This window comes from Caulobacter sp. FWC26 (assembly GCF_002742645.2).
In the GTDB taxonomy this organism is placed as follows: Bacteria; Pseudomonadota; Alphaproteobacteria; order Caulobacterales; family Caulobacteraceae; genus Caulobacter.
Map to the genome: position 1 here is coordinate 1,708,359 of NZ_CP033875.1, position 25,305 is coordinate 1,733,663.

At 66.1% G+C, this 25,305-nt stretch carries 21 protein-coding genes and 3 pseudogenes; 15 read left to right on the forward strand and 9 right to left on the reverse strand.

Annotated elements, in window-relative coordinates; all coding sequences use genetic code 11:
• Positions 1-63: 63 nt before the first annotated feature.
• Positions 64-1,371: a D-alanyl-D-alanine carboxypeptidase gene (locus CSW63_RS09540; RefSeq protein WP_062095170.1), complete on the reverse strand. Its 1,308-nt coding sequence runs from the start codon at positions 1,369-1,371 to the stop codon at positions 64-66.
• 296 nt (positions 1,372-1,667) lie between these two features.
• On the opposite strand from CSW63_RS09540, the gene CSW63_RS09545 reads away from it, so the two are divergent.
• The 4 genes from CSW63_RS09545 (at position 1,668) to CSW63_RS09560 (ending at position 4,688) form a co-directional block, all read left to right on the forward strand.
• Complete coding sequence (locus CSW63_RS09545; RefSeq protein ID WP_062095172.1) at positions 1,668-2,102, forward strand: phasin family protein; 435 nt, start codon at positions 1,668-1,670, stop codon at positions 2,100-2,102.
• A gap of 182 nt (positions 2,103-2,284) precedes the next feature.
• Positions 2,285-2,746 carry a RidA family protein gene (locus CSW63_RS09550; protein ID WP_099503762.1) on the forward strand — a complete coding sequence of 154 codons (462 nt, stop codon included), beginning with the start codon at positions 2,285-2,287 and terminating at the stop codon, positions 2,744-2,746.
• Positions 2,746-3,519, forward strand: a complete 774-nt coding sequence (locus CSW63_RS09555; protein WP_062095176.1) for a glycerophosphodiester phosphodiesterase — start codon at positions 2,746-2,748, stop codon at positions 3,517-3,519. The genes CSW63_RS09550 and CSW63_RS09555 overlap by 1 nt, the downstream gene beginning before the upstream one ends.
• Positions 3,516-4,688 carry a GNAT family N-acetyltransferase gene (locus CSW63_RS09560; protein WP_062095178.1) on the forward strand — a complete coding sequence of 391 codons (1,173 nt, stop codon included), beginning with the start codon at positions 3,516-3,518 and terminating at the stop codon, positions 4,686-4,688. Before CSW63_RS09555 ends, CSW63_RS09560 begins: the two co-directional genes overlap by 4 nt.
• A 31-nt stretch (positions 4,689-4,719) precedes the next feature.
• On the opposite strand, the gene CSW63_RS09565 is transcribed toward CSW63_RS09560, so the two are convergent.
• The 4 genes and pseudogenes from CSW63_RS09565 to CSW63_RS09580 all read right to left on the reverse strand — a co-directional run bounded on the left by CSW63_RS09565 (position 4,720) and on the right by CSW63_RS09580 (position 9,604).
• Positions 4,720-4,926 carry a hypothetical protein gene (locus CSW63_RS09565; protein WP_062095277.1) on the reverse strand — a complete coding sequence of 69 codons (207 nt, stop codon included), beginning with the start codon at positions 4,924-4,926 and terminating at the stop codon, positions 4,720-4,722.
• A 142-nt stretch (positions 4,927-5,068) separates the two neighbouring features.
• Positions 5,069-7,285: a S9 family peptidase gene (locus tag CSW63_RS09570; RefSeq protein ID WP_062095180.1), complete on the reverse strand. Its 2,217-nt coding sequence runs from the start codon at positions 7,283-7,285 to the stop codon at positions 5,069-5,071.
• 73 nt (positions 7,286-7,358) lie between these two features.
• On the reverse strand, positions 7,359-8,264 hold the full coding sequence (locus tag CSW63_RS09575; RefSeq protein WP_062095182.1) for a polysaccharide deacetylase family protein: 906 nt from the start codon (positions 8,262-8,264) through the stop codon (positions 7,359-7,361).
• A 3-nt stretch (positions 8,265-8,267) separates the two neighbouring features.
• Positions 8,268-9,604: pseudogene (locus CSW63_RS09580) on the reverse strand (SGNH/GDSL hydrolase family protein).
• A 210-nt stretch (positions 9,605-9,814) separates the two neighbouring features.
• On the opposite strand from CSW63_RS09580, the gene CSW63_RS09585 reads away from it, so the two are divergent.
• Positions 9,815-10,150, forward strand: a complete 336-nt coding sequence (locus tag CSW63_RS09585; protein ID WP_062095186.1) for an EF-hand domain-containing protein — start codon at positions 9,815-9,817, stop codon at positions 10,148-10,150.
• On the opposite strand, the gene lepB is transcribed toward CSW63_RS09585, so the two are convergent.
• Together lepB and CSW63_RS09595 are read right to left on the reverse strand one after the other, a co-directional pair.
• The gene (gene lepB, locus CSW63_RS09590; protein ID WP_062095188.1) at positions 10,147-10,914 is read right to left on the reverse strand and encodes a signal peptidase I; all 768 of its coding nucleotides are present in this window, start codon (positions 10,912-10,914) and stop codon (positions 10,147-10,149) included. The genes CSW63_RS09585 and lepB overlap by 4 nt on opposite strands.
• Positions 10,915-11,073: 159 nt before the next feature.
• The gene (locus CSW63_RS09595) at positions 11,074-13,386 is read right to left on the reverse strand and encodes a TonB-dependent receptor (RefSeq protein ID WP_062095190.1); all 2,313 of its coding nucleotides are present in this window, start codon (positions 13,384-13,386) and stop codon (positions 11,074-11,076) included.
• 241 nt (positions 13,387-13,627) lie between these two features.
• On the opposite strand from CSW63_RS09595, the gene ettA reads away from it, so the two are divergent.
• The 3 genes from ettA to CSW63_RS09610 all read left to right on the forward strand — a co-directional run bounded on the left by ettA (position 13,628) and on the right by CSW63_RS09610 (position 17,177).
• Positions 13,628-15,295 carry an energy-dependent translational throttle protein EttA gene (gene ettA, locus CSW63_RS09600; protein ID WP_062095192.1) on the forward strand — a complete coding sequence of 556 codons (1,668 nt, stop codon included), beginning with the start codon at positions 13,628-13,630 and terminating at the stop codon, positions 15,293-15,295.
• A gap of 227 nt (positions 15,296-15,522) precedes the next feature.
• Positions 15,523-16,074 (forward strand): type 1 glutamine amidotransferase domain-containing protein, encoded by a 552-nt coding sequence (locus CSW63_RS09605; RefSeq protein ID WP_062095194.1) that lies wholly within the window; start codon positions 15,523-15,525, stop codon positions 16,072-16,074.
• 143 nt (positions 16,075-16,217) lie between these two features.
• On the forward strand, positions 16,218-17,177 hold the full coding sequence (locus tag CSW63_RS09610) for a 2-hydroxyacid dehydrogenase (protein WP_062095196.1): 960 nt from the start codon (positions 16,218-16,220) through the stop codon (positions 17,175-17,177).
• On the opposite strand, the pseudogene CSW63_RS23745 reads toward CSW63_RS09610, so the two are convergent.
• Together CSW63_RS23745 and CSW63_RS23750 are read right to left on the reverse strand one after the other, a co-directional pair.
• Positions 17,174-17,406, reverse strand: a pseudogene (locus CSW63_RS23745) (hypothetical protein). The gene CSW63_RS09610 and the pseudogene CSW63_RS23745 overlap by 4 nt on opposite strands.
• A 25-nt stretch (positions 17,407-17,431) precedes the next feature.
• Positions 17,432-17,716, reverse strand: a pseudogene (locus tag CSW63_RS23750) (carboxymuconolactone decarboxylase family protein); the annotation flags it as partial.
• Positions 17,717-17,831: 115 nt separating this feature from the next.
• Here CSW63_RS23750 and CSW63_RS09620 point away from each other — a divergent pair.
• From CSW63_RS09620 to metH, 7 genes are all read left to right on the forward strand, one after another.
• Positions 17,832-18,101, forward strand: a complete 270-nt coding sequence (locus CSW63_RS09620; protein WP_082749418.1) for a helix-turn-helix domain-containing protein — start codon at positions 17,832-17,834, stop codon at positions 18,099-18,101.
• A gap of 1 nt (position 18,102) precedes the next feature.
• Positions 18,103-18,480, forward strand: coding sequence for a VOC family protein (locus CSW63_RS09625; RefSeq protein ID WP_062095201.1), 378 nt, complete (start codon positions 18,103-18,105; stop codon positions 18,478-18,480).
• 43 nt (positions 18,481-18,523) lie between these two features.
• Positions 18,524-19,501 (forward strand): metalloregulator ArsR/SmtB family transcription factor, encoded by a 978-nt coding sequence (locus CSW63_RS09630; protein WP_062095203.1) that lies wholly within the window; start codon positions 18,524-18,526, stop codon positions 19,499-19,501.
• Positions 19,498-20,442 (forward strand): methylenetetrahydrofolate reductase [NAD(P)H], encoded by a 945-nt coding sequence (gene metF / locus CSW63_RS09635; protein ID WP_062095205.1) that lies wholly within the window; start codon positions 19,498-19,500, stop codon positions 20,440-20,442. The genes CSW63_RS09630 and metF overlap by 4 nt, the downstream gene beginning before the upstream one ends.
• A complete protein-coding gene (gene blaCAU / locus CSW63_RS09640) occupies positions 20,439-21,308 on the forward strand; it encodes a CAU/MBL1b family subclass B3 metallo-beta-lactamase (RefSeq protein WP_062095207.1) in 870 nt (289 codons plus the stop codon). Before metF ends, blaCAU begins: the two co-directional genes overlap by 4 nt.
• Entirely contained in the window at positions 21,305-22,381 is a 1,077-nt protein-coding gene (locus tag CSW63_RS09645) for a homocysteine S-methyltransferase family protein (RefSeq protein WP_062095209.1), read from the forward strand. The genes blaCAU and CSW63_RS09645 overlap by 4 nt, the downstream gene beginning before the upstream one ends.
• A gap of 99 nt (positions 22,382-22,480) precedes the next feature.
• The gene (metH, locus tag CSW63_RS09650; protein ID WP_255357746.1) at positions 22,481-25,219 is read left to right on the forward strand and encodes a methionine synthase; all 2,739 of its coding nucleotides are present in this window, start codon (positions 22,481-22,483) and stop codon (positions 25,217-25,219) included.
• Positions 25,220-25,305: the final 86 nt, after the last annotated feature.

Sequence of the window (25,305 nt, forward strand, 5' to 3'; positions counted from 1 at the left end):
AAAGGCGCTGAGCTTGATCGCTCAGCGCCTTTCTTTGTTACAGAAGGCCTGATCAGAGATCGTCTACGGCTTCAGCACCATGCAGGGCACGCGCTTGGCTTTCAGGGCTGAGCAAGCCTCGCGGGCGGCGTCGTTGGTCATGCCCTGGAACTGCGCCCGGAAGGTGCCGCCGGCGCCTTCGACGGCGGCCTCGGCGTCGTGCACAAGCTTCGAGAAGCGGCCGCGCACCAGTTTCAGCTGGTCGTTGGCCAGAGACTTTGAGCGGAATGCGCCGACCTGGACGGCCCATTCGCCCTTTGGCTTCTTGACGGCCTTGGCCGGGGTTGCGGCCTGGGCCCCCCGCAGGGTGGGGGAGACCTTCACCGGCGCCGCGCGTGGTGTGTCGGTCAGGACAATCCGAAGGCCGGCTTGGTCACCGTCGCCTTGCTCGACCGAGGGGCGCTCGACCGGGCCCGACGGCTCGTCTTCGTAGATGTTCGCGGCGATCGTGGTGCGCTCCCCCCGCGCGCGGCGCTTGATCACGTCAAAGCCGGTCAGCAACAGGTCTTCCATGTTGTTGTCGCGCCAGGCGGTCGAGGGGCCGCCCAGCACCACCGCGATCAGGCGGCGGCCGTCGCGCACGGCGGAGCCGGCCAAGTTGAAGCCAGAAGCGTTAGTGTAGCCCGTCTTCAGGCCGTCAAACCCCTCCATGCTGTCCAGCAGGCGGTTATGGCCCTTGATGTAGTTGCCCCGGAAATAGAAGCCCTTGACCGAGAAGTAGCTGTAGTACTGCGGGAAGTCGCGCATCGTGGCGCGCGACAGGATGGCCAGATCGCGAGCGGTCGAAATCTGCCGACTGTCGGGCAGGCCCGAAGCGTTGACGAAGCGCGTGTTGCGCATGCCCAGTTCCTGGCCGCGCAGGGTCATCAGGGCGGCGAAGCGTGACTCGCTGCCGGCCAGCCGCTCGGCCATGGCGGTCGCGACATCGTTGGCCGACTTGACGGTCATGGCCTTGATCGCCTCGTCGACGGTCATGCTCTCGCCGGGGCGCAGTCCGATCTTGGTCGGAGCCTGAGCCGCGGCGCGAGGCGACATGGTGATGCGGTCGGTCAGTTTCAGCCGACCCTCGCTCAGCGCCTCAAAGGTCAAGTAAAGCGTCATCACCTTGGTGACCGAGGCGGGATAGCGGGGGCTGTCCCCGCGCTTGTCATAGAGAACCTCGCCCGAATTGGCGTCGATCACGATCGCCGCGTACTTGGGCTCTGAGGCGTTCAGCTGGAGATAGGGGACGGCCGCCGAGACGGTCGAAGGCGCGAGCGCGCCGCTCAGACACGTCAGGGCCATGCCGGCGGCGGCGAGCAGGAAGCGGGCGGAGGTAAGCCTGGCGAACATGAAGCGACGTCCGTCATTTGAACTGGAAGCGGTTCCGCACCGCCACACGCGTAGAGCCTACCATGATGGATGCGGTGTTTCGCTAAAGTAAACAACTGGTGAGCGATCATGCCGCAGACGCCGAAAAACGAGGCGCGTGTTTCCCATGCTGCAGCTTGACCCTAGGTTATGGTGCGCTGCACAAATTTCTTGACTGCTGCACTGCAACATGACAAAACGGCGTTGTTCCAAGCGCAGAGGGGCGAGTTGCAGCTCGACCTTCCGCCCCGCCTCCTTTCCTCCCCAGGAGACTCCCCATGGCCGCCGCCGAAACCATGAAGACCACCGTCGAGCAATTCACCACCGCCTCGAACCAAGCGTTCAAGGACGGCGTCGAGAAGTCGCTGGCCGCGCTGGCCGAAGCCAACACCCACTCGAAGAAGAACCTGGAAGCCGTCGTCGCCTCGGTGACCGCCGCCACCAAGGGCGCTGAAGCCCTGGGCGCTCAGACCTTCGCCTACTCGAAGAAGGCCGCCGAAGACCAGGTCGCCGCCGCCAAGTCGCTGGCCGCCGCCAAGAGCGTTCAGGAAGCCGTCGAACTGCAGACCGCTTGGGCCAAGTCGGCCCTCGAAGCCTACATCGCTCAGGTCAGCAAGGCCTCGGAGATCGTCTCGGCCTCGATCAAGGACTCGGTGAAGCCGCTGAACGAACGCGTCAGCGCTGCCGTCGAAAAGTTCCAGGCCGCCCGCTAAGGCCTGACTTCGAGCGCGCCCGCTGGCGCGTTCGAGACACCCAGAGCTCGAAGGCCCGGATCGCAAGGTCCGGGCCTTTTTGTTTGGGTCGGCCCGCCCTGTCAGGGCCGTGCGGCTTAGACCTTTTGCAGGGCGGTGCGGCGCGGTAAGCATGCCGCCTGAAATCTGAGTGGAGCGCACGCATGTCGACCGTCGAGGACCGCCTGAAGGCCATGGGCGTGGAGCTGCCGCAACCGGTGGCGCCGGTGGCCAACTACGTGCCCTTCGTGCGCTCTGGAAGCCTGGTGCATATCTCGGGCCAGATCTCGATCGCCGCCGATGGCGGCATCAAGGGCACGGTCGGGGTCGATGTCGATCTGGAGACTGCCCAGAAGGCGGCGCGCCTCTGCGGAATCAACCTGCTGGCCCAGATGAAAGCCGTCTGCGAAGGCGACCTGGAGCGTGTGGTCCGGGTCGTGAAGCTCGGCGGCTTCGTTCAGGCCGGTCCCGACTTCATCGACATTCCCAAGGTCATCAACGGCTGTTCAGACCTGATGGTCGAGGCCCTGGGCGATAAGGGGCGGCACGCCCGTTCGGCGGTAGGGGTCTACAAGCTGCCCCTCGGCTTCGCGGTCGAGGTGGATGCGGTTGTGGAGATCGCCTGATGCCCCGGCGCGAACGCCCTCCGGTCGAAACCTTCGGAGCGGCGTGGGACGCGCTCTTTGATCGACCGATCGCCCACCGCGGGCTTTGGGCCCGCGACGGCGCGCCGGAGAACTCGCTCGGCGCCTTCCAGGCCGCCTGCGCTCACAACTACGGCATCGAGCTGGATGTTCAACTGACCGCCGACGGCGACGCGGTGGTGTTCCATGACGAGCGTCTGGAGCGGATGACCGGCGTCGAAGGGCGCGTGCGCGATCATACCGTGACCGAGTTGCGCGCCTTGGCTCTGAAGGGCGCCGACGAGACCATTCCTACTCTCGCCGAAGCGCTTACGGTGGTCGGTCACCGCGCCATGGTCCACATCGAGCTGAAGACGCCCTTTGGCGAGGTCGGGCCGCTGGAGAAGCGGGTGTCCGAGATTCTGCTCGACCATAACGGTCCGACCGCGATTATCGGCTTCAATCCCTATTCCCACGCCTGGTTTGCTGATCACCACCCCCAGATCCTGCGCGGCCTGGACAGCTACGGTTGGAACGACGAAGGCGCGCGCCATGTCGCGCCAGAGATCCGCAAGGCGATGGCGGGGCTTGAACATGTGGAAATCGCCCGACCCGACTTTCTGGCCTTGGGCCTCGACATGTTGCCGAGTCCCAAGGCCGACGTGCTCCGCGCCAAGGGCATGCCGGTGATCGCCTGGACAGTGAGAAAGCCCGAACAGTGGGACGCGGTGAAGGACCACTGCGACAACCTGATCTTCGAGGGTTTCCACGCGTGACATCCCGTCCCGTGGGGGTGCAGTCGTCGGTTCGCGTCCATCGCGCGATCAGCGAGATCGGTCGGGAGGCCTGGGACGCCTGCGCCGCACCGACCGGTGATCCGTTCGTCTCCTACGATTTCCTGGCGATCTTGGAGGAGAGCGGCTGCGTCGCCGCCCGAACCGGCTGGGCTCCGCAGCATCTGTCGGTGCTCGATGAGGCCGATCGAGTCGCCGGCGTCATGCCGCTGTACCTCAAGTCCCACAGCCAAGGGGAGTACGTCTTTGATCACTCCTGGGCCGACGCCTATGAGCGGGCAGGGGGGCGCTATTATCCCAAGCTCCAGTGCTCGTCGCCGTTTTCTCCGGTGACCGGCTCCCGTCTGATCGTCCGTCCCGATATCGACCTCGACGACGGACGCTCGGCGCTGCTGGGCGGCGCCCTGACCCTGTGCGAGCGCATGAGCGCTTCGTCTTTGCACGTGACGTTCCCGGTCGAGGATCAGTGGCGCTGGATGGGCGAGCGCGGGATGCTGCTGCGCCAGGATCAGCAGTACCACTGGGAGAACCGCGACTACGCCACCTTCGACGCGTTTCTGGGCGCGCTATCGGCCAATCGGCGCAAGACGATTCGCCGGGAGCGCCGGGACGCCCAGGAAGGGCTCGAGATCGTCGCCTTGACCGGCGCGGAGCTCACGGAAGACCACTGGGACGCCTTCTTCGCGTTCTACATGGACACTGGCGGCCGTAAGTGGGGCCGGCCCTATCTCAACAGGCCGTTCTTCTCGTTGCTGGGCCAGCGGATGGCCGACGAGGTGTTGCTGATCATGGCCCGGCGGCCGGGCGGCCCTTGGATCGCTGGCGCCCTGAACCTGATCGGCCGCGACTGCCTCTACGGCCGACATTGGGGCTGTGTCGAGGACGTGCCGTTCCTGCATTTCGAGCTTTGCTACTACCAGGCCATCGAACACGCGATCCGCCTCGGCCTGGCGCGCGTAGAAGCGGGCGCCCAGGGTCAGCACAAGATCGCGCGAGGTTATCTGCCGAGCCCCGTCTATTCGGCGCACTGGATCGCCGACCCGATGCTACGCGAGCCGGTTGCGCGCTATCTGGAGCGCGAGCGGGCGGCCGTGGAAAGCGATATGGAAATGCTCACCGAGGAATATTCGCCTTTCCGCGAGGAGCGGTAGCGCCGAGGCTCCACCCTCGACGAAGGCGGCCTTAGTGGATTGTGGGGGGAGCGCTGAGCCAGCTCTCGAAGGCGCGCGCTTCGACACGGTCTTGCTCGTCGTCGAGGCTCATCTCCTCCAGAAGGATGGCCGCCAGCAGCCATTCTTCGAGATCCTCAACTGTCGCGCGGCCGTCTTCGATTGCTTCCTTGACGGTGTCGAGCAGCCATTCGACGGCCACATCGGGGGTTTTGGTCATGACGCATGTTTCCTGAACCAGCGTCATTAACCTTACGCCCCGCTCGCTCCTGCGACCCTGCGACATAAGGTCGAGCTGCGGCGGCGCGATGTCGCACCGAGCCGACAGGCCCGCGCCGAGAGGACGCGGGCCGCACTCGGCCCTATCGGCTTTTCAGCTTGCGGTCGAAGAACTCCAGGTGAGTCTTGAGCACGCTGAGTCCCTTGGTCTTGCTGCCCGGCGCGCTATGGCGTTCACCCGGATAAAGAGCCATCTCGAAGGGGATCGCCTTGCGTTGCAGCGCCGCCATCAGGCGAGTGCTGTTTTCGAAGATCACGTTGTCGTCGGCCATGCCGTGCAGCAGCAGCAGGCTGCCGGGGGGCAGCTTGTCGATGCGGTTATTGATGTCCGAATAGGCGTAGCCGGCCTTGTTTTCGTCCGGCTTGCCCATGTAGCGCTCGGTATAGGCCGTGTCGTACAGGCTCCACTCGGTCGGCGGTGCCCCGGCGGCGCCGGCCTTGAACGGGGTGTTCTCGGCGGTCAGCAGCATCAGCGTCATGAAGCCACCGTAGGACCAACCCATCACGCCCAGCTTCTCGGCGTCGACATAGGGCTGGCTGGCCAGGAACTTGGCGCCCAGCAGTTGGTCCTCGACCTCGACGGTGCCGAGCTTGCGGTCAAGGGCTCGCATGAACTTGGCCGAGCGGTTGCCGCTGCCGCGGTTGTCCAGCTTGAAGATCACGTAGCCGGCTTCGAGATAGGTGCGCTCCGACGGGCTATGCCAGCTCTTCATCACGCGTTGGGCGTGCGGGCCGCCATAGACCGAGACGATGGCCGGGTACTTCTTGGCCGGGTCGAAGCCGACTGGCTTGAGGATCTCGTAGTGGAGCGTCTCGCCGTCCGCGGCCTTCAGCGAGCCGAACTCCGGCTGGGGCAGGTTGGCGGCGTAGGGCCAGTAGGGGTGACTCTCGGCCAGCTTGTTCTCCTCGATCCAGCGCACGCGCTTGCCGTCGGCCGAATAGAGGGCGGTTTGGGGCGGGGTCTTCGGATCGCTGTAGGTGCCCGCGAACGCGCCGCCGTTGTCGGCCACTTTCGCGCCCCACCAACCGCCGGCGGATGTCAGGGCTTTTGGCTTGCCCGGCTTGGCGTAGCTCACCTCATAGAGGCGGCGCTCAATCGGCGTATCGATCGAGGCCGAGAAGATCGCGACCTTGCGCGCCTCGTCCACGCCCTCCAGGCCGATGACCGGCCAATCGCCCTTGGTGACCTGAGCGATCAGCTTGCCGTCCGCAGCGTAGCGATAGAGGTGCTGATTGCCGTCCTTTTCCGAGCCCCACAGGAAGGTGCCGTCCTTCAGGGGGCGGAAGTCGTTGCTGACCTCGATGAAGTGAGGATCGGTGTCGGTCAGGATCGTCTTGCCCGCGCCCGTGGCGGCGTCGAAGGCCAGCAGGTCGAGCGTCTTCTGATCGCGCGACAGCCGTTGGACATAAACCGTCTTGCCGTCGGCCGACCAGGTCACCCGCGCGACATAGATGTCCTTGTTGGGGCCCAGATCGAGAGCCGTGACCTTGCCCGACGCCAGATCGCGGACGAACAGGTCCACCACGGCGTTGGGGCGGCCGGCGCGCGGGTAGCGCTGGTTGACCACCGTGGCGCCGCCGGGACCGATGTCGGCGCGCGGCACGATGTCGACGCCGCTCTCATCCACGCGGGTGTAGACGATGCGGGACTCGTCAGGGCTCCACCAATAGCCGGTGAAACGGTCGAGCTCCTCCTGGACGATGAACTCGGCCACGCCGAACGACAGCGCGTCCTTACCGTCGGTGGTCAGGGCGACCTCGGCGCCGCCGGCCACCGGCTTGATGTAGAGGTTCTGGTCGCGGACGTAGGACACATAGCCGCCCTTGGGCGAGACCTTGGCGTCGACCTCGTCGCCGGGGGTCTGCGTCAGACGCGTGATCTTCCCGTCTGCGACGGCGTCCAGATAGAGGTCGCCGTCCAGCGGGACCAGGATGAAGCGGCCTTGGCGGTCCCAGCTGTATTCGACAATGCCGCGCGCCGAGACGCGGGCGCGCTCACGACGCGCCTTCTCGGCTTCAGAGAGCTCCTTGTCGCCCGACGACAACGCGGCGCTGTCGATCAGACGATAGGGCTCGCCGCCCTTCACATCCGCCGCCCACAGATCCTGGATGTTCGCCGCCTCGGGCTTGCTCTTCAGATAGGTGACGCGCTTGCCGTCAGGCGACAACGCCACGCCCCTGGCCGTCGGCCCGCTGAGGCTGGGATCGGCGAAGACGCGTTCCGGGGTGAGTTTCTGCGCCAGAGCGGGCGAGGACAGGGCGAGAACGGCCGCGAGCGCCGTGAGCGAGGGCTTTTTCATGGCGCGGGACGCTATGCGGGCGCGCCGCGCTTGTCAGCAGTGAAGTTGTGTCGTGGTTGAAATGCGAAGGTGCTCAGCGGCACATCGCGTCAAGCGGCGCGAGATCGATGGGATTAGGCGGAACGGGCAGGCCCTTAGCGCGCAGCGCGGCGTCCAGCGTGGTGGGGCCCGGCGGCAACCCCGGGTCGGTGTCTGTCTTGTAGAAGGGGTGCTTCTGGGCCTGCGCGAGGGTCGTGAAGCCAAAGCCCTTGTCCTGGTAGAGCTTGAAAAGGCGCGGCGCCATGCGGGCGTCGAAGGCTCCGCCGTGCATCAGCAGCACATAGGGGATGTCCTTGCCAAACAGCGCGTGGCTCATCGCCCTCGCTCGGTCGGCGTCGGCGGCCGCGCCCGCCAGGAAGCGTTGTTCCAGTTCGGCGATGGCGGCTTGGTCGCCCTTGGCCATGCAGCGGGCGTAGGGCTCGTTATAGGCGTAGTCGCCAAAGCTCATCGTGACGCTGGCGATCTTGTAGTGGTTGGCGGCGAGCCAGGCCCGCACCGCCAGGCGCTTCTCCGGTGTGTCGCCCTCGGACAGGAACGGATAGCGCAACCAGCGCCAGTCCTCCGGGCCCATCAGAGCCTGCAATACAGGCTCGTTACGCTCGATCTCGGCGATGAACTGATCAGCCGTCAGGCTGGTGAGGTTCTGATGAGACCAAGTGTGGTTGCCCAGCGGCTGACCCGCGTCGCGCCACATTTGGAGCACCGGCGCCGCGCCGGGTTCCCGTTCGTTCTGCACCGCGTTGATGAAGCCGAAGGCAGGCGCCTTGGCTTCCGCCGAGGCCTTCAGAAGATCGGCGGCGACTTGCACGCGGGTGACGCCGGGGGGCAGGGCGCTGTGGGCGGGCAGGTCGTCCCAGGTGACGGCGATGACCGGCTTGTCCGCCGCTTGGGCCGCGCCCGCCAGCGTCAGGGCCAGGACGGCGGAAAGCAGGACGCGCATCGGTTAGTGGTTCTCAAACAGGCTCAGCGGAATGGCGTCGGCCATCGCTTTGTAGCCCGCCATATTGGGATGCAGGCCGTCATTGTCGTAGGCTGGCAAAAGGTGGGTCGGACGCGCAGGGTCGCGGAGCACGGCGTCCCAGTCGATCACCGCGTCGAAATTGCCGGGCGCGCGGATCCAGGCGTTGATCGTCTGACGCGCCGCTTCCGCCTCTGCCGGCGGGTGATAGTAGGCCGATCCTGAGTAGGGGAGGATCGTCGCGCCGATGGCCTTGATGCCCTTGGCGCGAGCCTTGGCGACCATGCTGGCATAGGCGCGGATCAGGTCCTGAGCCATACGCGCGTTGGTCGGCGCGTCCTGGCTTTTGTCGCGGTTCAGCACGCCCAGATCGTTGACGCCTTCCAGGATGATGAAGTGGGTGACGCCCGACTGCGAGAGGACGTCACGGTCGAAGCGCGAAACGCCGCTCGGCCCCAGCCCGTCGGCCAGCACGCGGTTGCCGCCGATTCCGAGATTCAGGACGGCGATGTTCTTGCCCTTGAGCCGCTCGATCAGCCCGTCGGTCCAGCGCAGATTGGTGTTCGGCTGGACGCCGTAGCCATCGGTGATGCTGTCGCCGAACGCGACGATGGCCGAGGCTTTCCGGGACGCGATATCGATGCCGGCGATCTGGAACCAGCGGTCAGCGGTCTTGGCGCCGGGGAGGTCAGTCGCTGCAGTGTGATCGCCGGTGAGGACATAGGACGTCGCCCGCGAGCCCGGATGCCCGGTCTGGACGCTGGGGGCGGCGGGGTAGTGGAGACTGACGACGAGGTGCGCGAGGGGCTCCACCTTCAGCGCAACCGGATCCGACCAGGTTTCGCCGCCGGCGGGGATCGTCACCCGGGCGCTCGCGGAGAAGGTGAGCGGGCGGTCCGTCGCGGGGTCGATGCGAGGTGTCGACGGTTCCGCCGAGACCGCTATGCGCGCTGCGTCGATGGTCAGCGGCTGGGTCCCGAAGAGGTTTGATAGCTTGACCCGCAGGGTGTCGCCTCCGATGGACACGCGCACGATCTGCCGCAGCGTGGCGTTGGGGTAATCCTCCGGCCCCAGGCTGTTCTTGGCGTCGGGCGCCAGTTGCGCGCTGGACCAGGCCCCGACCCAGCGCTGGGTCTCGGCCTTGACGGATAGGGGGAGGGCCAGGGCGAAGGCCAGACCTGCGGCGACAAGGGCTGACCGCTTGCACATATTCATGAACGTCTTCTCCCGCCCCGTCGTCTGTTTCGTTCGGTAGCGGTAACATTCGTAGGGCGCCCGGTGGGGCGCGTAAAGCGTCCGCCGTGAGGCGGGTACAGCGTCATCTCGTGCGACCGCTGGTCGCGGTTGATAGGAATCGCTTGCAACTGAACACATGTTAGCGCTATCAATCCCTTGTGAGGCGCCGAGCGCCTCTGCCCTTCCTGGGCGTTTCCTCCCTATGACTTTAAAGCCCGGTCTTGATGGCCGGGCTTTCTTTTTGCGCGCAACGCGCTCGCTGGTTTAGACTTCGTCGGTACGTTCGGAGATCCGTGATGCCCGTCGGCAAGCCGTCCAAGAAGACTGAAACCCTGGAAATCCGTCTGCCGCCGGAGACGAAGGCCGCCTTCATGGCCCGCTGCCAGGCCTCACGCCGTACGGCCAGCGAGGCGCTTCGCGGGTTTATCGAGCAGGACCTCGTCGCTCCGAAGGTGGGGCCGCGCCGTCGCAGTCTGGCTTGGCACGCGCTCGCCGCCGCAGTTGCGGGCCTGGCCGTGGGCGCGGTCGCCGCACCCTCGCTGGCGCGCACGGCGACGTCCGACGCGGCCTTCGAGCGCCTCGACGTCAACCACGACGGCGTCCTGAGCATCGAGGAGTTCCGCGCTCGCTAACGGATCGGCCGCGCGAACCGATCCCACTGAAGGTTCAGCCAGGTCCAGGGCTTGTAGAGCGCCGCGCCAGGCTTCCAGGAGGCCAGAACGAAACTGGCCTTGCCCACGATGTTCTCAGCCGGCAGGAAGCCAACGCCGACTTCGCCTGACCACCGGCTGTCGAGCGAGTTGTCGCGGTTGTCGCCCATCATGAAGTACTGGCCGGCGGGCACGACGTAGGTCTCGGTGTCGTCGCCTGGCTGGCCCGCACCGCCGTCGTAGGTGACGTACGCGCGACCATCGCCCTGCCGCTCGCGCACTTGCAGGACAGTACGGTCCGGCGCGTCGTGATCCTGCGTCAGGCCAAGCTGAGCCTGAGGCAGCGCGACATCGTTGACGAACACCTGGCCGCCCTGCACGCGAATGCGGTCGCCGGGGAGTCCGATCACCCGCTTGATCCAGGTTTGGCTCGGATCGCGAGGCAGGCGGAACACCACGACGTCCCCGCGCTCTGGCTGCCTGCCCAGCAGGCGGCCAGAGGGCAGCGGCGGATCGAACGGGACCGACGCGCGGCTCCAGCCATAGGCGAACTTCGACACCACGATGTAGTCGCCGATGACCAGCCCCGGCTCCATCGAGGACGAGGGAATGGTGAAGGGCTGAAAGACGACGACGCGCAAGGCCAGAGCGATCGCCAGGCCCGCTCCGGCAACGCGGAGCGTCTCAAGAATTTCGTGGCGAAGCGAATTTGGCGCTGCGGGTGGGGAGGGGGCCGTCTGGGTCATGGGACTAGTCAGACGCGACGAGCTGCGCTTCGCCAGCAAGACCGTGTGGGGACAGCCGGATTTCGTGTCCGGACACGCCGTTGAGAGGCGTGCTCGCCCCCAAAAAGAAAGGGCCGGACGACGTGCGTCCGGCCCAAGTTCGAGGGGAAAGAGAGTGACTTAGAAGGACTTCTTGATCGACAGGTAGACCTGACGCGGAGGCGCGGTCAGTACGGTCTGGGCCTCGCCGGTCGGGTCGCTGTTGACGAAGCCGCCCGAACCGATGGTCGAGATGTAGTCCTTGTCGGTGAGGTTGGTGACGTTGATCTGGATCTGCGTGCCCTTGGCCCAGCCTTCGCCCTCGAAGCGATAGCCGAGCGTCAGGTCCGCGACCGTCGTCGACGGCGCCAGGCCGCCGATGTTCTCGTAGGTGTAGTAACGCTCGTCGGTGTAGGCGACGCCCAGCTTGGCGAAGAAGCCGGCCTGGTCGAACGCGATCTCGCCCTTGAAGATGTTCTTGGGCGTGTTGACGACGGTCTTGCCCTTGGTGCGAGCGCGGATCGTGCCGTCTTGGGCGACGACGTCGTTCTCGTACTTGGAGTCGTTGTAGGTGTAGGCGCCGTAGAGGCTCCACGCGTCGGTCAAGCGATACGTGCCCGCCAGCTCAATGCCCTTGGTCTCGACCGAGCCCACGTTCGACAGCACCGGCGCGTTGCCTTGGATCGCCGAGCCCTGAGCCACCGCCAGCAGGCGATTGTCGAAGGTCACGTGATAGGCCGCCGCAACGCCTTGGAAGCGTTCGGTGCGATAGCGACCGCCCAGCTCGAAGGTCTTGGAGCTTTCCGGCTTCAGCGTCCGGGCGATGTAGTTGACGCGGTCCTGGTTTTGCGAGGCGAACGGACCCGACGTGGCCGCCGAGACGTAGGCGCCCAGGTTCTCGGTGTAACCGCCGAAGACTTCAAAGTCCGGGGTGGCTTTGTAGACGAAGCCGATCTGCGGCAGGAAGTTGTCCTTGCTCTCGATCGTGCCCGCCAGCGCGCTGCCGACGACGGTGTTCACAGTGTTTTCGACCTTGATCGCCTTGAAGCCGAAATTGACCTTCAGCGCGTCGCTGATCGTCCACTCGTCCTCGATGTGGCCGGTCGTGGTCTTGGTCTGGAACCCATACTGCCACTGGGTGAAGAACGGGTTCGACTGGAAGTCCAGCGGGTTGCGCGACGGCGCGGCGGCCGTCTCGGCGTAGAAGCGGCGAGCCTGATTGAAGTTGTTCACTTCGTGCCAGAAGCCGCCGCCCAGGCGGTGGGCGCCGATATCGACCGTCAGGCCGGCCGTCAGGCCGCCGCGGTCGATGTCATACTCGGTGGTGCGGATCGACAGCGGCGCGGCGGTCGAACCAGCCGTGCCGAAGCCCGGGCTCGGGACGTAGGGCGTGTACCACAGGCCCTGACCCTCGTTTTTGTGCTGGTAAGCGGTGGCGTCCAGGGTGACGCGGTCGGTGATGTCGAGGTTCAGCTTCGCGCCATAAAGGTCGTCGTTCCGAACGCCGGCGCCGGCGTAGTAGGCGTCATCGACGGTCTTGAACGGCGCGGGCAGGGCGGCGCCCGGCGTGTTGTAGGCGCGGGCCGCCGCGATCGCGAGGCCCCAGTTCGGCTGGGTGTTGTCCCAGTCGCGGCCAAGGCGCCTGATCATGTCGAACGACAGATCCTGGTAGTCCTGCTCGCGACGCTCCGAGCGGTGGTAGAAGCCCGTCAGGTCACCGCGCTCGCCGAGCGGCAGCACCAGCTTGGCGTCGTACTGACGCTGCTTCTGCTCGCCGCCGCCCTTCCACTTGTCGCTCTTCTGGTCGGCGACCGAGACGTAGCCGCGCAGACCACCCAGTTGGCTGATGGCGCCGGTCTCAAAGCGACCGAACACGCGGTGCATGTTGTCCGAACCGCCCGTCAGATCGATCTCGCCGCCCATCGTTTCGGACGGATCGCGCGAGAAGAACTGCAGCGTGCCGCCCAGGTTCGAGGTAGAAGCGGTGCCCAGCGCGCCGGCGCCTTGAGCCAGCTCGACGCGGCCGATGTTCTCGCTGGCGACGGCGCGGCTGATGTGCAGGCCGTTGTGGTTGCCGTAGCTCATGTCGCCCAGCGGCACGCCGTCGAGGGTGAAGCCCAACTGGTTCTGGTTGAAGCCACGGATCGAGATGCGGGTCGACCACTCGTAGGCGCCAAAGGCGTCGGCCGATTGGAAGGTGACGCCCGGCAGCTTGTCGATCGCCTTCAGGGCGCTGGTGCCGGCGGCCTGCAGGCCGATCGCTTCGGTGTTCAGCGTCTGGACCTGACGGCTCTGGCCCTGACCGATGATGATGACGGCGTCGACTTCCGAGGTCTCGGGCGGCGCGGCGTTGGTGGCGATGGGAGCGGAGGCGGCCGTGTCAGCGGCGAAGGCCGGCGCAGCGACCATCAGGAGCGCGCCAGCGGCGGCGCCCAGCAGCAGGTGGTTCTTCATTTCAGTCATCCCCTTTGTCCCGACGTTGAGAGGCGTCGGCTGTGGGGCTCGGCTAACAGCGCATGGCGACGTCACGGCGAAGCTTCCGTGTCGGGTTTCCGACGCTGGCGCGAAGGAACGATGACAGCCGTCCTGCTCCGGAAGGCTCAAGGCCGCTCGGCCGACGATTGCGCGAACGCCTCTGGACCGCTATTTCAGCGCCCAATCCCCGAAACATCGTCCCAGCGAGATCGCGAGCCTCATGGCGCAGCAATACATTTTCCAGATGCAGGGCCTGACCAAGGCCTATCCCGGCGGCAAGAAGGTCTTCGAGAACATCTGGCTGTCGTTCTACTCCGACGCCAAGATCGGCGTGGTCGGCGTCAACGGCTCGGGTAAGTCGACCCTGCTGAAGGTCATGGCTGGCCTCGACAAGGAATTCTCGGGCGAGGCCAAGGCCGCCGACGGCATCAAGCGCGGCTATCTCCCGCAGGAGCCGGTGCTGGATCCGACCCTGGACGTCTGGGGCAACGTCATCGCCGACTGCGAAGACAAGAAGATTTTCGACAAGTACAACGAACTGGCGGCCAAGCTCGGCGAGGACTACTCCGACGAGCTGATGGAGGAGATGACCAAGCTCCAGGAGATCATCGACGCCAAGGACCTTTGGGACATCGATTCCAAGGTCGAGATGGCGATCGACGCCCTCCGCTGCCCGCCGAATGACGCCAATATCGAGACCCTGTCGGGGGGCGAGAAGCGCCGCATCGCGCTGGCGCGCCTGCTGCTCAGCAAGCCCGACATGCTGCTGCTCGACGAACCGACCAACCACCTGGACGCCGAGTCCGTGGCCTGGCTGCAGCACCACCTGGAAGAGTTCCCCGGCTGCGTGATCCTGGTCACCCACGACCGCTACTTCCTGGATCAGGTCACCAAGTGGACCCTGGAGCTGGATCGCGGCAAGGGCATCCCCTACGAGGGCAACTACTCGGGCTGGCTGGAGCAGAAGCAAAAACGCGTCGTCCAGGAACAGTCGGAATCGGAAGCCCGCCAGCGCGCGCTCACCCGCGAACTGGAATGGGTCCGCAGCTCGCCCAAGGCCCGTCAGTCGAAGTCGAAGGCGCGTCTGGCCTCGTACGAGGAAATGGTCGCCGCACAGGAGAACGCCCGCGCCGCCCAGACCCAGGCCCACATCCAGATCCCGCCCGGCCCGCGCCTCGGCAACGTGGTGCTCGAAGTCAACGGCCTGGAGAAGGAGTACGGCGACAAGGTGCTGTTCAAGGACCTGTCGTTCCGCCTGCCGCCGAACGGCATCGTCGGCGTCATCGGCCCGAACGGCGCCGGTAAGTCCACCCTGTTCAAGCTGATCACCGGCCGCGAGCAGCCGGACCAGGGCACGATCAAGGTCGGCGAGACCGTCAAGCTGGCCTATGTGGACCAGTCGCGCGACGCGCTCGACCCGAACAAGACCATCTGGGAAGAGATCAGCGGCGGTACCGACGTGATGATCGTCGGCAAGCGCGAGATCAATTCCCGCGCCTACGTCGGCAGCTTCAACTTCAAGGGCGGCGACCAGCAGAAGAAGGTCGGCCTGCTGTCGGGCGGTGAGCGCAACCGCGTCCACCTGGCCAAGACGCTCGCCACCGGCGGCAATCTGATCCTGCTCGACGAACCGACCAACGACTTGGACATCGAAACCCTGCAGGCCCTGGAAGAGGCGCTGGAAGAGTTCGCCGGCTGCGCCGTGGTCATCAGCCACGATCGCTGGTTCCTGGACCGCCTCGCCACCCACATTCTGGCCTTCGAGGGCGACAGCCACGTCGAATGGTTCGAGGGCAACTTCGAGATGTACGAGGAAGACAAGAAGCGCCGCCTGGGCGCCGACAGCCTGATCCCCAAGCGTATCAAGTTCCAGAAGTTCGCGCGGTAGGGCGCGAGGCTCCAAAGGGTGAAAAGGGCGGTGGTTCTCCACCGCCCTTTTTCTTTGCCGCCGCCGTGGGCGCTTCGGGCCCACAGGCGGCGATCCGAAGGGTGGCAGCCGCAATGCGCGCCAGGCCGCGGGGGCGCCGGGAGCGGCGAGGGAATGGTCGCTCGGAACCGCCGACGCGGCGGAGGGTTGTTGGCTGGCCCTTTCTCGCCCCCACAGGAGTTCCCGCCATGACCGATCAAACCCTCGCCGGCCGCAAGGTCGCCGTCCTCGCCACCGACGGCTTCGAGCAGTCCGAACTGGAAAAGCCGGTCGAGGCTTTGAAGGCCGCCGGCGCCATCGTGGAGGTGGTCTCGCCGAAGTCGGGCGAAATCCAGGGCTGGGAGCATCACGACAAGGGGCGGGCCGTGCCGGTCGATCGCGAACTTTCGTCCGCCCGTCCCGAAGACTATCAGGCGATCATGCTGCCGGGCGGCGTGATCAACCCCGACGCCCTGCGTCTTGAGCCCAAGGCGATCGACTTCATCCGCCACTTCGTGACCGAAAAGAAGCCGATCGCGGCCATCTGCCATGGGCCGTGGACCTTGATCAACGCCGGCGCGGTCGAGGGACGTGAAGTGACCTCATGGCCGTCGTTGGAGGCTGATCTTACGAACGCCGGGGCCCGCTGGGTCGACCAGGAGGTCGTGGTCGACGACGGTCTGGTCACCTCGCGCAAGCCCGATGACCTGCCGGCGTTCTGCGCCAAGATGATCGAAGAATTCGCCGAAGGCCGACACTAGGGCTCTCGATAGGCTTGAGGCGCAGTGGCGCGGCCAGCGACAGGCCGCGCCGCTTTGGTCTGGGCAAACGCGACAGGTGGAGTAGCTTGGACGAAACACGCGTCTAGCGTCGGCTGGGCAGGTCGGCGCTTCGGAGGAAACGGATGCCGCAAACCGCCACCGAGAAGCCCCATGTCCTGCTCTCGCACGAAATGCTGATGCCGCTGCAGCCGCTGCTGGAGAGCATCTATGTCGTGCATCGGCTCTGGGACTACCCGGATCGGATGGCCTTCCTCGAAGGGCCTGGGCAGAGCATTCGAGCGATCGTCCATGCGGGCGAAATGGCGCTGAGCCGAGACATGCTGGCCGAGATGCCGCGCCTGGGACTCATCGCTTGCGTCAGCGTCGGCTACGACGGCGTCGACGTGCCGTGGTGCAAGGCGCACGGCGTCGCGGTGACCCATTCGACGGGGCTCAACGCCGCCGACGTGGCCGATCATGCCGTGGGTCTGGTTCTGGCCGCTTGGCGCGGGATCGTCGAAGGCGACCAGCGGCTGCGCGCCGGCCGGTGGTCTCACGCCGAGCGGATGGCACCCCGCCATGGTCTTCGCGGCCGCAAGGCGGGGATCGTGGGACTCGGCCACATCGGCGAGGCGGTCGCCCGGCGCCTGAGCGCGTTCGACATGAAGGTCGCCTGGTGGGCGCCGCGGCTCAAGGAAGCGGACTATCCTCGCGCCGAAAGCCTGATGGCCCTGGCGCGTGAAAGCGATGTTCTGGTCGTTTGCGCCCGTCCCGACGAGACCAATCGCCACCTGATCAACAAGGCGGTGATCGAGGCCGTCGGCCCGCAGGGCCTGATCGTCAATGTCGCGCGCGGATCGCTGATCGATGAGGGCGCTTTGATCGCGGCGTTGCGGTCGGGCTCGCTCGGTATGGCCGCCCTGGATGTCTTCGAAACTGAACCGACGCCGGCGTCGCGTTGGGCGGACGTTCCCCGCACCGTACTGACGCCGCACACGGCCGGCGCGACCCTGGACAGTATTCCGGCCATGGTCAGCCTGACGCTCGAAAACCTGCGCCGTTACTTCCATGGCGAGCCGCTCGCTACCCCGGTGGCGGCCTAGCCGGGAAACGGGACGGCGAAATCTTCAGGCTCCAGGCGTAGGCCGTTCGCCAGGAGGCTGACCGTCCGGTAGAAGCCGGCGAGCATCATCAACTCGATCCGGGCCTCTTCGCTGAAGACCTTGCTGAGGCGCGCCCAAAGTTCGTCATCGATGGCGGCGCGAGCGTTCACCGCGTCGCAGAAAGCGATCAGCAAGGCCTCGTTATCGCTCCAGCAGTCGGCGACGCCAGGAGCGAGGGTTGCGGCGAGACGTTCGGCGTCCAGACCGGCCGCCGAGGCGAAGATCGCTGCGTGGACGCCCCATTCGTAGCCGCAGCCGTTGAGGGCGCAGATGCGGTGGATGACGATCTCACGATCTCTCAGCGACAGGTGGCCCGGATCCAGTAAGCCGCTGCCGGTGAAGCGCGCAAAGAGCCGCTCGTCTCGGGCCAGGGTCCGGAACAGCGACAGGGGTTCATCGCCGGGCGTCTTCAGCCGGCCCAAAGCCTTGGCGACGGCGGGCGGGTAGGGCGCTTTTGCGGGCTCGATCCTGGGCGACATTTGAAATCCTCCGTGCTACAAAATTTGTATCATGCAAGATCGTGGCGATGCTACAAAAAATGAAGCGCCTCTTCCGGGCGGCCCCGTTCGTGGCTCGGACTCTGGCCGCCCCATCATGGCCGCCCTCGATCTGTTGGGGCGTCGCGGCGCCCTGCGGATCGTCTGGGAACTGCGGGAGGGGCGTGTTTTGACGTTCAGGGCGCTGCAGGCGGCGGCTGAACTGCCGCCCGGGACCCTGAACACCCGTCTGGCTGAACTGCGGGCGGCGGATATCGTCGCTGTCGACTGCGGATATCGCCTGAGCTCGCGCGGCGCGGACTTGATCGTCGCGCTGTGGCCTCTGCTAAGGTGGTCCGAGGATTGGGCGAGCGCGCTGGAGACCTGACGTGGCCAAGGTGCTGGGACTGGGCGGGATCTTCTACAAGGCGCAGGACCCAAAGGCGGTCCGTGACTGGTACGCGCGGGTGCTGGGTTTCGAGATCCACGATTGGGGCGGGGCGGTGTTCGAACATCCCCGCTCGACCTCGACGACCTGGTCACCCTTTGCGTCGGACACGCAGTATTTCGCGCCATCGACGTCGCCGTTCATGATCAATTTCATTGTCGATGATATGGATGGGCTCCTGGCTAGGGCGGCCGCCGAGGGCGTGGAGCCCATTGGGCGTCAGGACGAAGACGGCATGGGTCGGTTTGCCTGGCTTATGGACCCCGCAGGGGTGAAGATTGAGCTCTGGGAGCCCGTCAAAGGCGACTCCGAGGCATAAGTTTCTCTTGCCAAATCGGACATAAAGATATCTTTATGTCCCCATGAAGCTTACCGCCGAACAGGTTGTCGAGGTGCTGCGCGCGGCCGGCGAGTCCACGCGCCTGCGGCTTTTGGCCTTGCTGGCGGCCGAGGAGCTGTCAGTACTGGAGCTCTGCCGCATTCTCGACCAGAGCCAGCCGCGCGTGTCTCGCCATCTGAAGCTCCTGGCCGAGGCCGGCCTTGTAGAGCGCTTCCCGGACGGCGCCTGGGTGTTCTATCGCCTGGCCGCAAAGTCGCCCGGCCGGTTGCTGGTTGAGCAGGCGTTGGACCTGATCGACGAGGGCGACGAAATCATCCAGGCCGACGCCGACAAGCTGGCCGCCGTGCGGGCCGAGCGCTCGACCGACGCCCAGGCCTATTTCGCCCGCAACGCCGCACGCTGGAACGAGATTCGCTCGCTCTATGTCGACGAGGCCGAAGTCGAAGCCGCAATCCTGCGCGCTACCGGCGAGGGGCCGTTCGACGAGATGGTCGACCTGGGCGCGGGCGCGGGGCGGATGCTGACCCTGCTGGGCAGGCGCGCCAGCAACGCGCTGGGCCTGGATCTCTCGCAGCAGATGCTGAACATCGCCCGCGACGAGGTGGCCAAGGCCGGCCTCACCGCCTGCGAGTTGCGGCATGGCGACATCTTCCGCACCGGCTTGCCGGGCGGCTGCGCCGATCTCGTCACCGTCCACCAGGTGCTGCACTACCTGACCGATCCGGCGACCGCCGTCGCCGAAGCCGCCCGCCTCGTGACGCCAGGCGGCCTGCTGTTGATCGCCGACTTCGCGCCGCACGATCACGAATTCCTTCGCGAGGTTCACCAGCACCGCCGTCTGGGTTTCGACGACGCCGAGATCGTCGCCTGGATCCAGGCCGCCGGGCTTGCGCTGGAAAGCAATATCGCGCTCCCGCCTGCCACGGCCGAGGGGCTGACCGTCAAAATCTGGACGGCGCGCCGTCCCAGCAAGGCATCCCTCGAAAGGAGCGCCGCATGACTCTTCCGCCTACCCGTCGGGTGATTGGCCCCGTGGCGCGCGCCGGCGAACGTACGGGGCGTCCGCGCGTGTCGTTCGAGTTCTTCCCGCCTAAGACGCCGCAAATGGAGGAAAGTCTGTGGGCGGCGATCACGCGCCTGGCTCCGCTGGATCCTGCGTTCGTGTCTGTGACCTACGGCGCGGGCGGCTCGACGCGCGAGCGCACGCACCGGACCGTCAAGCGCATCCTCGACGAGACCCGCCTCAAGCCTGCGGCGCACCTGACCTGCGTTGGCGCCAGCCGCGACGAGGTCGACGACGTCATCCGCGAGTACTGGGAGACGGGCGTTCGCCACATCGTCTCGCTGCGCGGCGATCCGCCTCCGGGCGAGGGCGGCATCGGCGGGGTCTATGTGCCGCGCGCCGACGGCTACGCCAACGCCACAGAGTTGACCAAGGCCGTGCGCGGGATCGCGCCGTTTGAGGTGCTGGTCGGGGTCTATCCCGAGAAGCACCCTGAGAGCCCTTCTCTGGAGCACGACATCGACGTGCTGAAGCAGAAGGTCGACGCCGGGGCGACCCTTGGCATCAGCCAGTTCTTTTTCGACCTCGATGCGTTCCTTCGCTACGTCGACAAGGTCCGCGCGGCCGGGATCACGATCCCGATCGTGCCGGGGATCATGCCGGTGACGAACTTCGCGGGGCTGAAGAAGATGGCCGCCGCCTGCCAGACGGCGATCCCAGCTTGGTTGGGCAACCTGTTCGACGGCCTGGAGAACGACGCCGAGACCCGTCGCCTGATCGCCTGCTCGGTCGCCGCCGAGATGTGCGCCAAGCTGCAGGAGCAGGGGTTCGAGGACTTCCACTTCTACACCCTGAACCGGGCTGATCTCGTTTACGCCATCTGCCGGGTGCTTGGCGTGCGCGAGGTCTCGCCCGCCACCTCTGAGGTCGCAGCATGAAGCGCTTGCTCCTGATCGCCGCCGCCTCGCTGTTGGCTCTCGCGCCTGCCGCCTACGCCGACGACATGCCGGCCAACTGGACCAAGCCGACCAAGCCCTACCGGGTGGTCGGCAACATCTATTACGTCGGCACCGAAGGCATCTCGTCCTGGCTGATCACCTCGTCCGCGGGGCATGTGCTGCTGGACGGCGGGCCGAACGCGGAGACCGGCAAGCAGATCGAGCGGAACATCGCGTCGCTGGGCTTCCAGCTGACTGACGTGAAGATGCTGATCAACACCCACGCTCATTTTGACCACGCGGGCGGTCTGGCGCAGTTGAAGGCTGACACCGGCGCCAAGGTGTGGATCTCGCGCGGCGACGCGCCGGCCATGACGGCGGGCCACCACATCGGCGACAACGTCTATGGCGCGACGCCGATGCCCGCCGTGAAGCCGGATCGGACCTTCGGCGACCAGACCAAGCTGAAGCTAGGCGAGATCGCCATGGTCGCCCACCTGACGCCGGGTCACACCATCGGCTGCACCAGTTGGACGACGGCGGTGGTCGAGAAGGGGCGGCCGCTGAACGTGACCTTCCCGTGCTCGCTGTCGGTGGCCGGCAATGTGCTCGTGGGCAATAAGACTCACCGGACCATCGTCGCCGACTATCGCGCCAGCTTCGCCAAGCTGCGCGCCATCCCCACCGACGTCATGCTGCCCGCGCATGAGGAGCAGGGGAACCTGCTGGCCAAGCGCCAGAAGCAGCTGCGCGGCGACCCCAACGCCTTCGTCGATACGACCGAGCTTGCCCGATTCGTCGACGCCTCCGAAGCCGCCTTCAACAAGGAGCTCGCGCGCCAGCAGGCGGCGGGGCCCAAGCGATGACCGACCTCTCCATCCGCGCCAATCGCGTGGCCGCGCTCAAGGCCGCCGCGAAAGAAAAGATCCTCATTCTCGACGGCTCCTGGGGCGTGATGTTCCAGAAGAAGGGGCTGACCGAGGCGGATTACCGCGCCGAGCGTTTCGCCACCTACAACGGCCAGATGAAGGGCAACAACGACATCCTGTGCCTGACCCGGCCGGATCTCGTGGCCGAGCTGCACGACGCCTATTTCTCGGCCGGCGCCGACATCTCCGAGACCAACACCTTCTCGGGCACCACGATCGCCCAAGCTGACTATCACCTGAGCGAACAGGACGTCTGGGACATCAACATCGAGGGCGCGAGGATCGGCCGCTCTGTCGCCGACCGCTGGAACGCTGAGAACCCGGCAAGTCCGAAGTTCATCGCCGGCTCCATGGGGCCGCTGAACGTCATGCTGTCGATGTCGTCCGACGTGAACGATCCGGGCGCGCGCAAGGTGACCTTCGATCAGGTCTATGAAGCCTATCGCCAGCAGGTGGACGCGCTCTACCAGGGCGGGGTCGACCTCTTCCTGATCGAGACGATCACCGACACCCTGAACTGCAAAGCCGCGATCAAGGCGATCCTTGACTGGCGCGACGAGGGGCACGAGGCGCTGCCGATCTGGATCAGCGGCACGATCACCGACCGCTCGGGCCGCACGCTGTCTGGCCAGACGGCCGAGGCGTTCTGGAATAGCGTCAAGCACGCCAAGCCGTTCGCGGTGGGCTTCAACTGCGCCCTGGGCGCGGACCTGATGCGTCCGCACATCGCCGAGATGGCCCGCATCGCCGACACCCTGGTCGCGGCCTATCCCAACGCCGGCCTGCCCAACGCCATGGGCCAGTATGACGAGGAGCCGCACGAGACTGGCCACGCCCTGCACGAATGGGCCAAGGACGGTCTGGTCAACATCCTGGGCGGCTGCTGCGGCACGACGCCGGACCACATCCGCCACGTCGCCGACGAAGTGCGCGGCGTGAAGCCCCGCCAGATCCCCGAGCGCCCCAAGGCCATGCGCCTGGCGGGCCTCGAACCGTTCGAGTTGGCTTAGAGCTTCGCGGCCCTCTCTCCTCCCTTCCCCTTTGATGGCGAAGGGCCGGGGATGGGGTGACAGCGCATCAGAATTGAACGCGGTGGTCGGGACAGACCGCTGCGTCACCCCACCCCAACCCCTCCCCATCAAGGGGAGGGGAAAGAGCTATCTGGACTTCGACCGATCATGAGACCCGTCTTCGTCAACATCGGTGAGCGCACCAACGTCACCGGCTCGGCCAAGTTCAAGAAGCTGATCGTCGAGGGCAACTACGCCGAAGCCCTGTCGGTCGCGCGCCAGCAGGTCGAGGCCGGCGCCCAGGTCATCGACGTCAACATGGACGAGGGCCTGCTGGACAGCCAGCAGGCCATGGTCACCTTCCTGAACCTGATGGCGGCCGAGCCGGACATCGCCCGCGTGCCGGTGATGATCGACAGCTCCAAGTGGGAGGTGATCGAGGCGGGCCTGAAGTGCGTCCAGGGCAAGGCGATCGTCAACTCGATCAGCCTGAAGGAGGGCGAGGAAAAATTCCTCCAGCAAGCAAAGCTGTGCCTGCGCTACGGCGCGGCCGTGGTGGTCATGGCCTTCGACGAGGTCGGCCAGGCCGATACGGAAAAGCGCAAGGTCGAGATTTGCGAGCGGGCCTACAACACCCTGGTCGACAAGGTCGGCTTCCCGCCCGAGGACATCATCTTCGACCCCAACATCTTCGCCGTGGCGACGGGGATCGAGGAGCACGACAACTACGCCGTCGACTTCATCGAGGCCACGCGCCGCATCAAGCAGATGCTGCCCTACGCCCGCGTGTCGGGCGGGGTGTCGAACGTCTCGTTCAGCTTCCGCGGCAACGAGCCGGTGCGCCGGGCGATCCACTCGGTGTTCCTGTATCACGCCATCAACGCCGGCATGGACATGGGCATCGTCAATGCCGGTGACCTGCCGGTCTATGACGACATCGACCCGGTGCTGCGGGAGGCCGTCGAGGATGTGATCCTCAACCGGCCGCAACGCGATCCGAACCAGACCAACACCGAGCGTCTCGTCGAGATGGCCCCCCGCTACAAGGGCGAGAAGGGCCAGCAGCAGGTCGCGAACCTGGAATGGCGCAAGGGGACGGTGAACGAGCGCCTGACCCACGCCTTGGTCCACGGCATCACCGAGTTCATCGAGGCCGACACCGAGGAAGCGCGCCTGGCCGCCGAGCGCCCGCTGCACGTCATCGAAGGCCCGCTGATGGACGGCATGAACGTCGTCGGCGACCTGTTCGGCGCGGGCAAGATGTTCCTGCCTCAGGTCGTGAAGTCGGCCCGCGTCATGAAGCAGGCCGTGGCCTGGCTGATGCCGTTCATGGAGGCCGAGAAGGAAGGCCAGGAACGCCAGGCCGCCGGCAAGGTGTTGATGGCCACGGTGAAGGGCGACGTCCACGACATCGGCAAGAACATCGTCGGCGTCGTGCTGCAGTGTAACAACTATGAGGTCGTCGACTTGGGTGTCATGGTGCCCGCCGACCGCATCCTCGATGAGGCGCGCAAGCACAAGGTCGACATGATTGGCCTGTCCGGCCTGATCACCCCCTCGCTGGACGAGATGGTGTTCGTGGCGGCCGAGATGGAGCGCCAGGGCTTCGACATCCCACTGCTGATCGGCGGCGCCACCACCAGCCGCACCCACACGGCCGTGAAGATCGAGCCGGCCTACCGCCGGGGCCCCACGACCTATGTCGTTGACGCCAGCCGCGCCGTCGGCGTGGTCTCAGGCCTTCTGTCGCCGGGCGAGCGCGACCGGATCATCGCAGAGACCCGCGCCGAATACGTCAAGGTCCGCGAGCAGTATGCGCGCGGCCAGACGACCAAGGCCCGCGCCTCGATCCAGGAAGCCCGCCAGCGCGCCTTCGCCATCGACTGGAAGGGCTACACGCCTCCGAAACCCGCTTTCATCGGTACGCGGACCTTCGAGCCGTCGCTGGCCGAGCTGGTTCCCTTCATCGACTGGTCGCCGTTCTTCGCCAGCTGGGAGCTGATCGGCCGCTTCCCGCAGATCCTGGAGGACGACGTGGTGGGCCAAGCCGCCACCGACCTCTATCGCGACGCCCGCACCATGCTGGACAAGGTGGTTGAGGAGAAATGGTTCGGGGCCAAGGGCGTGATCGGCTTCTGGCCGGCCCAGGCCCAGGGCGACGACATCGTGCTCTACACCGACGAAACCCGGGTGGCCGAGTTCTCGCGCCTGCACACCCTGCGCCAGCAGATGGACAAGGGCGAGGGCAAGTCGAATGTGGCGCTCTCCGACTTCGTCGCGCCGATCGGGCGGGGCGCGGACTATGTCGGCGGCTTCGCCGTCACGGCAGGCCACGGCGAGGACGAGATCGTCAAGCGCTTCAAGGACGCCGGCGACGACTACAACGCCATCATGGCCTCGGCCCTGGCCGACCGCCTGGCCGAAGCCTTCGCCGAGTGGCTGCACCACAAGGCCCGCGTCGAGCTGTGGGGCTACTCTAACGAAGACGCCGACGTCGAGCGCCTGATCGCCGAGAAGTACCAGGGCATCCGCCCCGCGCCCGGCTATCCAGCCCAGCCCGACCACACCGAAAAGGGCACGTTGTTCAAGCTGCTCGACGCCGAGGCGGCTACCGGCCTGCAGCTGACCGAGAGCTACGCCATGACCCCCGGCGCGGCGGTCTCCGGCCTCTACTTCAGCCATCCGCAGGCGCACTATTTCGGCGTCGGCAAGATCGACGCCGACCAGGTCGAGGACTACGCCCGCCGCAAGGGTTGGGATCTGGCGACCGCCGAGCGCTGGCTGTCGCCGATCCTGAACTACGACCCGCTGGCCAGGGGGCGCGGCGCGGCGGCTTAGGATGGAGACGCAGCCTCCCTCGTGGGGAAGGATTGTCAGGCGCTGAGCCTCAACGCATCCTCCTCCCAACACATAACCGGAGGGGA

Coding starts and splice junctions, on each gene's coding strand:
- CSW63_RS09630 (WP_062095203.1), top strand. CDS start 18,524: ATGAAGCTTACCGCCGAACAGGTTGTCGAGGTGCTGCGCGCGGCCGGC.
- CSW63_RS09605 (WP_062095194.1), top strand. CDS start 15,523: ATGACCGATCAAACCCTCGCCGGCCGCAAGGTCGCCGTCCTCGCCACC.
- CSW63_RS09595 (WP_062095190.1), bottom strand. CDS start 13,386: ATGAAGAACCACCTGCTGCTGGGCGCCGCCGCTGGCGCGCTCCTGATG.
- CSW63_RS09585 (WP_062095186.1), top strand. CDS start 9,815: ATGCCCGTCGGCAAGCCGTCCAAGAAGACTGAAACCCTGGAAATCCGT.
- CSW63_RS09575 (WP_062095182.1), bottom strand. CDS start 8,264: ATGCGCGTCCTGCTTTCCGCCGTCCTGGCCCTGACGCTGGCGGGCGCG.
- ettA (WP_062095192.1), top strand. CDS start 13,628: ATGGCGCAGCAATACATTTTCCAGATGCAGGGCCTGACCAAGGCCTAT.
- CSW63_RS09645 (WP_062095209.1), top strand. CDS start 21,305: ATGACCGACCTCTCCATCCGCGCCAATCGCGTGGCCGCGCTCAAGGCC.
- CSW63_RS09540 (WP_062095170.1), bottom strand. CDS start 1,371: ATGTTCGCCAGGCTTACCTCCGCCCGCTTCCTGCTCGCCGCCGCCGGC.
- CSW63_RS09565 (WP_062095277.1), bottom strand. CDS start 4,926: ATGACCAAAACCCCCGATGTGGCCGTCGAATGGCTGCTCGACACCGTC.
- lepB (WP_062095188.1), bottom strand. CDS start 10,914: ATGACCCAGACGGCCCCCTCCCCACCCGCAGCGCCAAATTCGCTTCGC.
- metF (WP_062095205.1), top strand. CDS start 19,498: ATGACTCTTCCGCCTACCCGTCGGGTGATTGGCCCCGTGGCGCGCGCC.
- CSW63_RS09610 (WP_062095196.1), top strand. CDS start 16,218: ATGCCGCAAACCGCCACCGAGAAGCCCCATGTCCTGCTCTCGCACGAA.
- CSW63_RS09570 (WP_062095180.1), bottom strand. CDS start 7,285: ATGAAAAAGCCCTCGCTCACGGCGCTCGCGGCCGTTCTCGCCCTGTCC.
- CSW63_RS09545 (WP_062095172.1), top strand. CDS start 1,668: ATGGCCGCCGCCGAAACCATGAAGACCACCGTCGAGCAATTCACCACC.
- blaCAU (WP_062095207.1), top strand. CDS start 20,439: ATGAAGCGCTTGCTCCTGATCGCCGCCGCCTCGCTGTTGGCTCTCGCG.
- CSW63_RS09620 (WP_082749418.1), top strand. CDS start 17,832: ATGGCCGCCCTCGATCTGTTGGGGCGTCGCGGCGCCCTGCGGATCGTC.
- CSW63_RS09550 (WP_099503762.1), top strand. CDS start 2,285: ATGTCGACCGTCGAGGACCGCCTGAAGGCCATGGGCGTGGAGCTGCCG.
- CSW63_RS09555 (WP_062095176.1), top strand. CDS start 2,746: ATGCCCCGGCGCGAACGCCCTCCGGTCGAAACCTTCGGAGCGGCGTGG.